We start from the raw sequence: 11344 nt of genomic DNA on the forward strand, positions 1-11344 counted from the left end.
AGCCACACTAATTGTAGAAACTCCACCACTCCAATTTGTCGTACCCTCTGTAAAGTCACCGTTGTCAACAAGGTTTTTATAGTAAACATTCGCCCTTTTAATGATAGATAACTCATCTTTAACATTTCTTATATTGCTACCTAAAGTTGCTTGCCCGTCACGAGCATCCACGACCTCTTGATCTTTATTGGGGTCTAGGTCAGCCGACTGTATTACATCTTCCATTCTAACATTCAAGTTATCTACTTCTGTTTGTTGAGCTTTTTCTGCCAACTGTACGGATTGAGAGTTCAATCTTTCGTTCAAATTCACAAACTCCCCACGAGCTTGAACGACCTCTGGATTGATCTCTCCTTCTTCTGCAATGATTCGATTAAATTCCTCGCTCACAACTTCTGCAATACCTTTTGCTTCGTCTGCTTTTGTTTCTGCACTTGTTGCTTTTTGGAGGGCACTAGCTGCGTCTCCTTCAGATTTTGATAACGACTGTTCTACTGCTTCGACCCCTTGGTTATAAGAAAGCCTCCAGTTTTCGTCAATTCGTGTTGTCTCTATTTTCGGGAATTTACTCACCTAAATGACCTCCTTATGCAAAATAAATAAAGCGGAAATCGAATGTAATTTCGAATGATCCGCTTGTACCGATAACTTCTATATCATTCCATCCAGGCGCTAATGAGATGGGCATTTTATTCGTGTTTCTGACAATGGTTAATCCGTTCTTAACCGGTCTTATTCGGTCAATTTCTATAACATCACTGGTATTTGATGTGCCGGTATATGTCCACTCTTCTCCAGTGGTATGGTTTTTCAGCTTTAAATTACTGGAGGCACCTGTATATATTATTTTCAGGTAAACTTCTCGTGGATCTATTTCAAGACCAGCGTTATAAATATCAAAGCGGTTAGTAGTGTGTACATAAGAAACATCCTCTGATATTAACCCTTGCCCGAACTGCCACAACCCAGAATCGAAGGTTAAGGGGTCGGTTGTTTTTCCTACAGCCTCACAATAAGAAGAAGCAGAGACAAACTGGATAGTAAAATCACCACTTGCACCAATCTTATTTGGTGTCCAATCGTTAGCTACTTCCACGTCCCATCTCTTCCCCGGTTCCGCATCCGTTACAATATAAAAAGGCTCACCAGATGTGAGCACATTGATGAGCCTATTCCTTCTTAAAAGGAAATCCAGGTAATCCTCGCCAAACAGAGTACATACAGCCGTTAATACCCGTTCGTCGTAATCCATGCCCACACGTACCGACCCATTTCGACCTGGCATCTTTTCTCTATAAAAGTTAGGAGGAGGAGGTGAAATATTAAGACTTCTAACCAAAGTGGAAAGGTCGTCGGCCATGTCATAAGCATCATCATTTCTGGTAACAATTTTAAAATTGTCTAAAGTTTTTACAATCATGACCGCTCTTTCACCCCGTTCACTAATAGTTGTGTGGTAGTCAAATCTTCCTCAAAACGCATGCTAACATCAAAGGTAGCTGAACCAACGGCTTCCCCATCTAACTCCACAATAACCGGACGACCAGCAAGCTTTGTTATCGCGTCCACTAAAGGTTGCAAATCTTGGACGGATCCTTGTTTATCAAAACCAATTCTCCCAGTCTCCAGAAGTTCCATTAGGTTTGCTTGCATGCCTTCTGTTAAGATCATTTCGTTTCTTAGGGCACGAATGTCTATTTCATTGTGCATGGGCCTGTCCTTCATTAGAGAAGATACAGATCCTCCTTCGTGCATTTTAGGTAAGGAGTTCCCTTGTGGTTTTTTCCCTACGACACCACCTGTATGGTACTGCATATATGCTCCAGTATTTGAGTACTGGGTGATGTATACATTTTTACTTATGTTTTTACCAAGTTCGTAGTTTAAGTTCCTGGCTGTACCTAAAATGTCGTAAACTTTGTTTTTAACCCCTTGAAGTTTACTGATTTGCCCATCAATCTGACTTTGACCATTTCTGTATTCGTCCGTCTGTTTCATGGCCTCACTAGTATTACGCTCCAGTTCTCTCTTTTGTGATTGGAGTTTTGATATTTCAGTATCAATGGCCTTGATACTCTCACCTTTCTTGGCTGTAATACCTACCTGTTTCAATTCGACGTCCACCATTTTATGGACAATATCATCAAGGAGTTGAATCTCTTCCCTAACTTTGGTCAATTCATCTTCTTTCTTAAGCACGATATCCATTTGTTGGGCATACTTATCTTGTAATTTTCCAAGCTCTCTTTCCTCCAGCCAAATCTTATCTTCAGCGGCTTGTATTTCAAGCCCGCTCATTTCGTGGCGTTTGTCATCCAAGTCTCTTTGCATCTCGCCTATTATCTTCTTTTGATCTCCCATTTCTTTATCAAGACCAATAGCAACTTGACGAGCTTCATTTTGTTCTTGGAGTAACTTTTCCTCTTTACCAAGGTTTTCTGCCAAGTTAGCTTCTGCTTTTGCTCGTTCAGCTTCAAGTTCTAACTGGATTCTTTTAAGCTGCTCGTCATTATACGCTTTAGCGGCATCTGTATTGTCTAAAAGGATGTTCCCCTGATCAGTTAGGTGGTAATTCGCATCAGGAACAATCTCTACAATGCTATTGTTTAATTCGACCATTCTGTTCAGCTCTTCATTAGACAACCCAGAGTTTTTTGCAAGTTTTTCTTGTTCTTCTCTTAAAGCAGCTATGGTAGTCGGGTCCGAAGTTCTTGCAATATCTGCATTAATGTCTACGAATCTCGCTAATTCATCAGTTGTTAGTCTTGAACGTCTTTCGAGATTGTCATATTCATTAATAAGATTTTCCAAATGCCCGTGTTGTTCAGACATTGCATTGATGTTATCTAAACTGACCTCGTTTACTTCGTCATATCCCATTTTCAATCCTACTAAAAGACCACCAAGAATAGATACCCCAGCGATGATCCAACCAGCTGGGCCCATTGAAGCCATTAAACCAACAATTACTCCACTAAGTCTCATAAAGGTAGTAATTAAGATTCCGATGGATGCGGCAGTCCCTGCCATGGTCAATCCAGTAACATAGGCACCTGTGTCCATGTCAGTAAACTTTCGGACAATATCCGTTCCCACTTCAACAATTTCTTTAAACTGCGGAAGAAATTCATCGCCGATTTTAATTCCTAGTCCTTCTAAAGCCGACTGGAATTCTACAAAAGAACCTTTTAGATTCTCCATTTGTGTTTTTGCTACTTGATCAGCCGTACCTCCAGCGTTTTCAAGTTCCGTAGAATATTCTCGTAACCCGTCCTCCCCTACTTTTAACAAGGCAAGGAAACCACTGGCTGCTTCCGTACCGACCAATTGAGCCGCCGTTTGTGTTTTCTGGGCGTCTGTCATTCCATCCATACGATCAGATATATGACCAATAAGTTCTGGTAAAGGTTTCATTTCACCATTAGCATCATTGATTTTGATATTCAAATCTTCTATAGCATCTGCCGTTTGTCCTGTTGGGTTAGCCAGCGCTAATAACGTAGCTCGTAAAGAAGTACCAGCCTGAGAACCTTGGATACCCGCATCTGACATTTTGGCAACGGCAGTGGCAGTCTCTTCTATGGATAAACCTAAAGATGCAGCTACAGGAGCTACGTATTTCATTGCGTCTCCAAGTTGAGGCAAATCAGTATTTGCTGTAGTCATTGTCTTAACTAGAACGTCTACTGCATGCCCCGTGTCATCAGCTGAAATACCAAAACCAGTCATGATATTGGATACAATATCAGCACTACGTCCTAAGTCTATCTTTGCAGAAGCTGCTAAACTTAACACAGAAGGAAGTGCGCCAATCTGTTCGTTAACATCAAAACCGGCCATACTTAAGTACTCTAGTGCAGAAGCTGCTTGGGTTGCAGAAAATTGTGTTGCAGCTCCCATTTCGGCCGCTTTATTTTTCAGTAGCTCAAATTCACTTTCTGTCGCACCGGAAATAGCTTTAACTCTAGACATCGCTTCTTCAAAGTTCGCAGCTACTGCTACAGAGGCACCAATACCTGCAGCTACAGCCGTTCCGACAGCAAAAGCAGCCGTATTTATGGTTTCAATATCCCTTGATGTACTTCGGGCCTCTCCTTGCGTACTTCTCATTTCATTTCGTGCTTCTTGCATAGCTCTTTTAAATGCTTCTGATTCCAGTATTAGCTTTGCCTTGACGGAGCCAGCATTTGCTTCAGTTGCCATGAGCGCACCTCCTTCCTAATTCGTTCGGTTCGCTCCACGTTTTGTTATAAAGTGAAGACGATCCATTTTTTCACGGTTAAACTTTGTTGTGTTTCTATCATCAAAACCTGCTACTTTTAACAGGGAATTTACGTGGTTGATGTAGTCTTCCGATTCGTATGCTCGGTTATTTGAGGCGATTAAATTATGAAGGTCTAATAATTTCAGTCGGGATTGCTCCACTCGTTTTTTCTCTAGGAGATCCGGTAGGTCTATCATGTAATACTGGGTTTCCAGTACTTTTTGCGTGACGTTCAATGAAATGGCCGCATCTTTAAGCCAATCTTCCAATGTATAAAGTAAGCCCTCTTCCTCATTTTTTGTTACTGTTGTTTCGGAAGAAGGCTTTTCACGTTTTTTATCATGGTGAAGAAATCATTTTTCTTATAAGTTTTTGTCAGGTAGTCCACCAATTCGGATAAACCGGCTTCTTTTCTTAAGTAATCCTGATCAATTCCTGACAATACGGAAGTTATGGCCAACAAATCATCCATGGCAATTTCCCCAGCTATGATAGCAGTCTCCATCATGTGTTCCTTTGGTGTCACCGCTACTCTCAAGATTAAACCTGGTAACGTTTCAATAGTCTTCATTAACTCTAAAAAAACTTCAGGAGTTACTTTTTTCACCTTTGCCCGCTTGCTACCTAAAAGAACAGAGTCTGGTGTATTAAAATAATCTTTAATTGATTCCATCATTTGTTTTCACCCACCTAAAAAAGAATAGACGCGGAATTAACCCGCGCCGCCTTCCACTACTGTTTCATCTCCTAATACATATAACAGTCCTTTGTTTGTTGTGTCAGGATACCCAACAAAACGTAGTTGTGCCACACGCTCGTTGTCACTGTTAAATGTGTATTTAGGATCTCCTAATGCTGCCGCAAGTGGAACCGTAATCCAGTCGTCTGCCGTTGCATCAGGATCAGTAGGCTTAATTATTAATGGTTTTGCAGTTTTTAGTAAACGGAATCCAGCATCCCCGTAAACTTCTAACTTGCTTTTCGTTCCGTCTGTCGTATATTTACTGTTTGGAATTGCATCTGCTAGCTTTGCTAAATCATGCAGGGCAAATGGAACCATTACATTACAAATACGTCCTTTAAGAACCGTATCAATTGGAGCGTCGCCATATTGATCTACTGTAATGTCCTTTGTATTTGTGGTAACTTCGAATTCCACTCCACCTTTTGTAATATCAAAGATGGTAGACCCATATTCCACTGTAGCAGGACCGATTGGTACTTTTAATGTTTCTTGGCTCATCCTTTATTCCTCCTTTAAATTGGGTCTGATAACCACGTCAAAATTCATACTGTAAATGGGCCGCCCAGCATCGTCATCTCCAATATAAATAGGCACAGAATTCATGGCTCTAATGACTACCACAGATTCTGTACCTATTTTAAAATCTCTTCTATTGGTTAATAATGAGTGGATGCTGAAAGCTTTCTCCTCACATTTTGTTATACTGTCAGGATCATCTACATCTTTCAGACCCCTAACTAGGATTTGAAAGGAAGGTTGACGTTTACCTAGCCACTGTTCTACTGGGAATCCCCCAGTTAACCGGACAGCCGCACACTCATCAGGCGCGTGCTCTCGCGGAAATTTGTTATAAAAATAAGGGAATGAATAAAGTGATTCGATGAAGTCAACTAAATCCTTTATCCTCATGACCCCAACACCTTCCTCAATTCCTTAGCCATCCACTCCACTAAATACTTACTGGACTCCCCTTTTAAAGGTCGTTCTAGATATTTACTCCCTACAGTGTAGCCATCTGTACCACCTGCTCCGGAAGACAAAGGTCCTAGTTGACTATCCCCCATGTATTCGTGTGTCCATAGTGCATAGTTAAATCTGCCGTATTTAGGAGAACGCTCTACCGCATAAAACCAAACTTCACCCTGAAGCTTTCCAGATTTCCAGGTGACTTTCGTTTTAACCGATTTTCTTAAGGTAGAGGTATCTATGGGAGCGATCTGAGATGCAATTCGAGCCAGGTCTTCGACACTGTCTGTCATGCTTCTCTCAGCGGTTTTCAGTAGTAGATTCTCTATCTCGTCCAAACGAAAAAAGAATTCGGATGCATCAAATTCAAAACTCATAAAAGCACTTCCGTTAAAACAGGCTTGCCGCTAAGACTTCTCTTGACGTTAATCTTTTTGGGTTTGCCTTTTATGGTGGCATTTAACTCGTTTTGATATGTGATTACATCAGAATAGTCAATATCCGCTAGCTTGTCCAGTAGGATTTTAAGGGTAGCAACTACCGTTTCACTTCCAATAGTGCCGGTGGTTTTATGCTGAACCAAAAAGGATCCTTCATCTACACGGCATTTAAGTGAGAAAGTAATATCGGGAATTGCTTTACCTTCTCGGTTAATGGTACTGCCACGTTCTACAGTTATTTCTTGCTTCATAGGAACAATAGGCATATTACCTCACCGACCTTCCTATTCGACGTGGAGCCAGTTTTACGTTATTAAGTTCGCTAATCATATCGTAGACTTCTTCTGGGATAAATTTATGGAGTGTTGTACCGCCTGGAGTTTTTACGTTGTTCTCTTTAAATGTTGTGGAAGAAACCCCCGTAACTGAGATACCCGCAACTCCGTGTTGTTGTAATCGGTTTATGTCACTAAAAACAATCGCCAGAATAGCCGCAAAATGATAGACCGCAAGCTCAGGAATTTCATATTTTTTGAACCTTTTTTGAAGAGTGGTGTTTGCTGCATTAATGATACGTTGTTTTTTTGCTTGATCTGCTTCTTGCCAATCCTCTATATCAATAACATTTGTCTCAATATATGCATCGGCATCAACAATAGAAAGCATAATTAACACCCCTATCTAGGGTCAATCTTTCTTACCTGACTTTGATTTTTTGTCCTCTTTGGTAACGTCTTCGTATCCATAATCATTCACTAGTACGTTACGCACATTTTCATCTTCCGTTTTCCCTACACCATCGGCAAAGGCGACACCTTCTGTAACACCACTATATTTGTTATTCGGAGTTTTAATCGTAAACATTATCGTCATTCCTCTCTCAAAAATAAAAGGCGCCGCTATGGGCGCCTTCTAAATTATGCTTTCTTCTTAACACCTTTTAAACGAGCTGCTGCACGTGGGTGGAATACTGCCATACCGTTATACCACTCTACACGAGTACGATAAGCAGGCTTTTCTTGTAATTGACCAAGATCCATTACGTCAATTCCTCCGTTTTGAAGACCAGACACATATTGTTCAGGACCAAACTTCACAGCGTATAAAGAAGAAGTATCAGAAGCAGTTCCTTGTGTTTCGCCAAAACCAAGAATAGCAGTTCCAGTGGAATTCTCTTCCACCGCACGGATAGGAATTCCTCCGTAAGTCATAACTTTACGACCAAATGCATCAAAGTCACCTTCACTGTATCCTGTGTGTCCTTGGATTAACGCTTTAATTTCACGGCGCATGGCTTTGTTACAGTAAATTACATCCGGTTCACCCTCAACGGAGTCAATTAACTCATCAAGCATCATGATAGTTAAATTCCCACCATCAGTTCCCGCAGAAAGAACTTGATTTCCAGTTAATCGCTTTTTAAGACCGTCAAACCCTTTAGGATCAGTTGCTACGTCTCCATTGAAGAAATAGTCCGTCCAAGTTAGGGACAACGCTTTTACTTTCATTTGCGTTTGGATAGCGCGCTGATCGTTTACATTTCCTCGCGTTTGCACGATAAAACGATCGACGTCAAGATCCCCTCCGGCAATTACTAAACCTTCGGATAATTGGTTAACTACTCCAGTGCTTTCTTCGTAAGCTTCGTTAACAGAACGGAAACCTACACCAGGTAGTGTTTGTTCTTGGTTGTATCTGTAAGAGTTACCTTGGATGTCCATAAACGGAAGCATTTCCAGTACAGCACTGTTTCGTGCGTATGTTTCAATTACTCCTCTTTGTAATACGTCTGTTGATAGTTTCGCTGCTTCAGGCAAAGTTAAAGCCATTTTGCATTCCTCCTAATATTCCCTTTTTATTTTGTTGAATAGCCAGCTTGTAAAAGCTGAAAAGTATTGAGGTTTTCTAACTCCCCCGTTGCTTTCGGTGGGTTTGTTGAACCTCCCAACGGCTGCTCTTGCTCTTTCCCGAAAAAACCCTTTTGTTCCGCCTTACCTATCCAGTCCAGTTTCTGCTCCGGCGACAAATTATCTGGAATTAAATCATGGAACTCTTCTGGAATGCTAGTAAGTTTGGCTTCCAGCATATTCGTAATGACCCCCTCTAAAGCTTTCGCTCTAGTTTCGGCTGTACTATGCTGATTTTTAAAGGTTTCCAGTTCTGAACTCGCTTGCTTATACAACTTCTCAAACTCCCCTTGTTGCTCAGCAGAAAGACGTTCTTGTTCTTTCTTCTCTTCCAACAACTTGTCCAACTGCTCTTTTGCCGTTTTATAGTTGTTGTTAATTTCATCAAAGCGAGACTTGGGAATCATGTGCTCCTTTGGTGGATCCTGTTTCGGCGGATCAGCCGGAGGGTCTTGCGGGTCGTTTGATGGTGGATCAGCTGGCGGGTCCTCTGCAAAAAACTGTAGGTCTAAAATTAATGGTTGTTTCACTTTTTTAAATGTCATTTTTCATTCCTCCATTTTCGTGTTTTTCGAGCAACGCCTCGGTAAATAATAAAAGGCCTAAGTACTCTCAACTTAGGCCTAACTGATATTCGGGTTTCTTCCACCGGCAGCGATTGCTTTCCTTCCGGTAGCTTCTTGTCTTTCCGCCTTGTCTCTGACTGCCTGCGGTAACATTTCAGGATTACGAATAGGTAAGACCTGATGTTTACATCGGACATGAAAAATTTGATTGGTTGCTCGCAGTTCATCCACTGTAGGGTAACTACCTGGGGCTTCAGGAACCAGTTTCACAATTCTTCCTTCGTGAAACTTACAACCATCCGAAGCATTGTGAGAAGAGATGATTCCGTACAGTGTTCCTCGTTGCACCGCTTCATTCACAGTAGCCTCTCGGTAAGCCTGGTTCATCTTCTCAAGAGCTACTGTTTCAACATAGGTCTCAGGTCTCCACTTTCGTCCGGCAGCATCTATGATTCCAATGTTTGCGGAACCCTCCAGTTTTTGCTTTAACAAGGAGATAGTCTCGGCTTTTATCGTTTTTACTCCATTGATTCCTTGCGCGTAATTCGACCGCATGGCTTCCGATAACACTTGGCGATAAATGGCCTTTGTTTTTCTATCCATGTTTTGAGTCACCGTCAACAAATCAGAAAAAGTATCTGCAATTATGGCATCCACCATTCGTTTATTGATAGGGTTCAACTTTACCAATTCACGAGCTTCTGCGATTGTTTCCGCTACACCTAAAACCACTAAGGTACTAGCCACACCTTGATAAACTGCAGCAGGAATGTTTTCAGTAACCCATTCTTCTGCTGCTACATTGAGAGCTTCTAAGATTACTAGGATGCGGGCAAAAGTCGCTTTCGTTTGTCTTTTAGACAAGTCTGTGACATCAACCCGTGCTAGCTCCCTAGCTATGGCAATCTTTGCTTTACGGTATTCTTCCGCAATCTTTGTAGCATCGTAGTGGTAATCAGGGTCTTTTATATTAAGATTCATCTACTTCAGTCTCCTGATTAGGAACCTCGTTGAATATGGAACCAGAAACAAAAGAAGCTTGCTGTTCTTCTTCTCTAATCCTTTGAATCTCTTTTTCCGCTTGTTCTTCGGTTAACCCGTCCATCTCCATAATCGCGGTTTTCTGTGATTTGGTCGGCATGCCACCTGTACGCATGTTGGCGATGTTCGCTTTTTCCATTTCATCATCCGGCAGACCGTCTTTATAAAGAATACGCGGGTTTTCGATGATCTGATAATCAGGGCTCATCTTCTTATGCTCTAATAACTGAGCAATCAACAGGATACGTTTATGGGCTTTCTCGAAATACTGCCTTTTCCTGTTCACTTTGGAAAGAATGCTGTTCATTCGCCACTTGATACTAAGTCCAGAAGAACCACTCGTTCCGCTGTTATCCTTGCCCAACACCACAGGAGGAATCTCGGTCAAAATGAAAATGATATCCAGAAGCTTCTCCAGTTCTTTAAAAGCCGCGTCTAGTTGTCCATTCCAAGTAATGTACTTCGGCTCGGCGTCTCCTTTTTCATACTCAAAGATTTTATCTCTTCCCGCATGAAAAATAGGGTTGCCTTGTTCATCTTCCCCAAGTGACCCAGTAGGGACCGCCATGGCAGGGTCAGAGTGCTTGTCAAGAATTTCTGCAATCAAACTCAAGCGCATGTTCACTTCGTCAAAAAGTGACTTGTGTTCACTCAAATCGTCTATCCCTTGCCACTCATCATCTAAGCTGTAATTCGGGATATGTACGACCAACGGAAACGGTAACCCCGTTTTCACTTCCCGAATGGAGTCCTTTACCTCGGCAATGATTTTATATTGCGTCACATTGCCTTTCACGTCTGTTGTAAAAGGGGATAGCTCATATTCTCTGTAAACAATCAATCCAGGATAGTGACTCTCTACTTTCAAGAAGTACCTAGTGGTAATCCTCTTTTCTTTCACTGGGAAAGCGATATGGTAGCAAAAAATAGTCTTTGCATCCGTCTGCAACGTCTCTGGAAACACGTATTCCGCATTTTGAGACTCTATAAACACACGATAAGGATCAATATTCTTGTCTTTTATTAATCCATCCCAGCGTTGACCATACCGTAACTTGATAAACGAATCACCCCTGTAGGCACTACCGAGGGCTGATTCGTAGTTTAAGATATTAAAGTCATTCTGGTAGTAAATCCGTTCCAACGCTTTTTGCTCATTGGAATTATCGTCATTCCCAGCATTAAAGGCGCAAGGCTCTCCAAATAAAAAATCGGCGCTCTTTTTACAAATGATGGCCGGGAGGTTCACCGCTAAATACAAAAGCTCCTCTTGCTTCTTCGAGAAATGTTTCCGCTGATCTTGAAACACTTCGAAGTGTTCTCCCTTAAAGAGTTTTTTGTTTTCTACATACCGCTTGATTCGTTCTTCGTGGTCCTCCGGTGGAAAATACCCGCCAACTTTAAAAACACTCATC

15 protein-coding genes are annotated in these 11344 nt (G+C 41.6%); all 15 read right to left on the reverse strand.

All coding sequences use genetic code 11. The features are described 5' to 3' along the window. Nucleotides 1-573 (reverse strand): hypothetical protein (locus tag FZC76_RS21595; protein WP_148990174.1); only part of this gene is annotated, 573 nt, incomplete at its 3' end. 13 nt (nucleotides 574-586) lie between these two features. Next, nucleotides 587-1420 carry a phage tail family protein gene (locus FZC76_RS21600; RefSeq protein WP_148990175.1) on the reverse strand — a complete coding sequence of 278 codons (834 nt, stop codon included), beginning with the start codon at nucleotides 1418-1420 and terminating at the stop codon, nucleotides 587-589. Next, the gene (locus tag FZC76_RS21605; RefSeq protein ID WP_148990176.1) at nucleotides 1417-4203 is read right to left on the reverse strand and encodes a phage tail tape measure protein; all 2787 of its coding nucleotides are present in this window, start codon (nucleotides 4201-4203) and stop codon (nucleotides 1417-1419) included. The genes FZC76_RS21600 and FZC76_RS21605 overlap by 4 nt, the downstream gene beginning before the upstream one ends. A gap of 15 nt (nucleotides 4204-4218) precedes the next feature. After that, nucleotides 4219-4533 carry a hypothetical protein gene (locus FZC76_RS21610; RefSeq protein ID WP_148990177.1) on the reverse strand — a complete coding sequence of 105 codons (315 nt, stop codon included), beginning with the start codon at nucleotides 4531-4533 and terminating at the stop codon, nucleotides 4219-4221. A gap of 32 nt (nucleotides 4534-4565) precedes the next feature. Next, nucleotides 4566-4940 (reverse strand): hypothetical protein, encoded by a 375-nt coding sequence (locus FZC76_RS21615; protein WP_148990178.1) that lies wholly within the window; start codon nucleotides 4938-4940, stop codon nucleotides 4566-4568. 36 nt (nucleotides 4941-4976) lie between these two features. Beyond that, entirely contained in the window at nucleotides 4977-5507 is a 531-nt protein-coding gene (locus FZC76_RS21620; protein ID WP_148990179.1) for a hypothetical protein, read from the reverse strand. 3 nt (nucleotides 5508-5510) lie between these two features. Continuing rightward, entirely contained in the window at nucleotides 5511-5918 is a 408-nt protein-coding gene (locus FZC76_RS21625) for a minor capsid protein (protein ID WP_148990180.1), read from the reverse strand. Beyond that, nucleotides 5915-6352, reverse strand: a complete 438-nt coding sequence (locus FZC76_RS21630; RefSeq protein ID WP_148990181.1) for an HK97 gp10 family phage protein — start codon at nucleotides 6350-6352, stop codon at nucleotides 5915-5917. The genes FZC76_RS21625 and FZC76_RS21630 overlap by 4 nt, the downstream gene beginning before the upstream one ends. Continuing rightward, nucleotides 6349-6681, reverse strand: coding sequence for a hypothetical protein (locus FZC76_RS21635; RefSeq protein ID WP_148990182.1), 333 nt, complete (start codon nucleotides 6679-6681; stop codon nucleotides 6349-6351). The genes FZC76_RS21630 and FZC76_RS21635 overlap by 4 nt, the downstream gene beginning before the upstream one ends. A 1-nt stretch (nucleotide 6682) precedes the next feature. Next, nucleotides 6683-7081: a hypothetical protein gene (locus FZC76_RS21640; RefSeq protein WP_262372746.1), complete on the reverse strand. Its 399-nt coding sequence runs from the start codon at nucleotides 7079-7081 to the stop codon at nucleotides 6683-6685. Between the two features lie 21 nt (nucleotides 7082-7102). Next, nucleotides 7103-7279 carry a hypothetical protein gene (locus FZC76_RS21645; protein WP_262372747.1) on the reverse strand — a complete coding sequence of 59 codons (177 nt, stop codon included), beginning with the start codon at nucleotides 7277-7279 and terminating at the stop codon, nucleotides 7103-7105. A gap of 53 nt (nucleotides 7280-7332) precedes the next feature. Then, nucleotides 7333-8244 (reverse strand): major capsid protein, encoded by a 912-nt coding sequence (locus FZC76_RS21650; protein WP_148990183.1) that lies wholly within the window; start codon nucleotides 8242-8244, stop codon nucleotides 7333-7335. 26 nt (nucleotides 8245-8270) lie between these two features. Beyond that, nucleotides 8271-8867: a hypothetical protein gene (locus FZC76_RS21655; protein ID WP_148990184.1), complete on the reverse strand. Its 597-nt coding sequence runs from the start codon at nucleotides 8865-8867 to the stop codon at nucleotides 8271-8273. Nucleotides 8868-8945: 78 nt separating this feature from the next. Next, nucleotides 8946-9869: a phage minor capsid protein gene (locus FZC76_RS21660; protein WP_148990185.1), complete on the reverse strand. Its 924-nt coding sequence runs from the start codon at nucleotides 9867-9869 to the stop codon at nucleotides 8946-8948. Next, complete coding sequence (locus tag FZC76_RS21665) at nucleotides 9859-11343, reverse strand: phage portal protein (protein WP_148990186.1); 1485 nt, start codon at nucleotides 11341-11343, stop codon at nucleotides 9859-9861. Before FZC76_RS21665 ends, FZC76_RS21660 begins: the two co-directional genes overlap by 11 nt. Nucleotide 11344: the final 1 nt, after the last annotated feature.

The sequence above is a fragment of the Sutcliffiella horikoshii genome (assembly GCF_008180725.1).
In the GTDB taxonomy this organism is placed as follows: Bacteria; Bacillota; Bacilli; order Bacillales; family Bacillaceae_I; genus Sutcliffiella_A; species Sutcliffiella_A horikoshii_B.

Excerpts from the sequence above, each read along its gene's own strand:
- FZC76_RS21665 (WP_148990186.1), bottom strand. The coding sequence starts at position 11,343 with ATGAGTGTTTTTAAAGTTGGCGGGTATTTTCCACCGGAGGACCACGAA.
- FZC76_RS21635 (WP_148990182.1), bottom strand. The coding sequence starts at position 6,681 with ATGCCTATTGTTCCTATGAAGCAAGAAATAACTGTAGAACGTGGCAGT.
- FZC76_RS21615 (WP_148990178.1), bottom strand. The coding sequence starts at position 4,940 with ATGATGGAATCAATTAAAGATTATTTTAATACACCAGACTCTGTTCTT.
- FZC76_RS21640 (WP_262372746.1), bottom strand. The coding sequence starts at position 7,081 with ATGCTTTCTATTGTTGATGCCGATGCATATATTGAGACAAATGTTATT.
- FZC76_RS21660 (WP_148990185.1), bottom strand. The coding sequence starts at position 9,869 with ATGAATCTTAATATAAAAGACCCTGATTACCACTACGATGCTACAAAG.
- FZC76_RS21600 (WP_148990175.1), bottom strand. The coding sequence starts at position 1,420 with ATGATTGTAAAAACTTTAGACAATTTTAAAATTGTTACCAGAAATGAT.
- FZC76_RS21645 (WP_262372747.1), bottom strand. The coding sequence starts at position 7,279 with ATGTTTACGATTAAAACTCCGAATAACAAATATAGTGGTGTTACAGAA.
- FZC76_RS21630 (WP_148990181.1), bottom strand. The coding sequence starts at position 6,352 with ATGAGTTTTGAATTTGATGCATCCGAATTCTTTTTTCGTTTGGACGAG.
- FZC76_RS21625 (WP_148990180.1), bottom strand. The coding sequence starts at position 5,918 with ATGAGGATAAAGGATTTAGTTGACTTCATCGAATCACTTTATTCATTC.
- FZC76_RS21605 (WP_148990176.1), bottom strand. The coding sequence starts at position 4,203 with ATGGCAACTGAAGCAAATGCTGGCTCCGTCAAGGCAAAGCTAATACTG.
- FZC76_RS21655 (WP_148990184.1), bottom strand. The coding sequence starts at position 8,867 with ATGACATTTAAAAAAGTGAAACAACCATTAATTTTAGACCTACAGTTT.
- FZC76_RS21620 (WP_148990179.1), bottom strand. The coding sequence starts at position 5,507 with ATGAGCCAAGAAACATTAAAAGTACCAATCGGTCCTGCTACAGTGGAA.
- FZC76_RS21650 (WP_148990183.1), bottom strand. The coding sequence starts at position 8,244 with ATGGCTTTAACTTTGCCTGAAGCAGCGAAACTATCAACAGACGTATTA.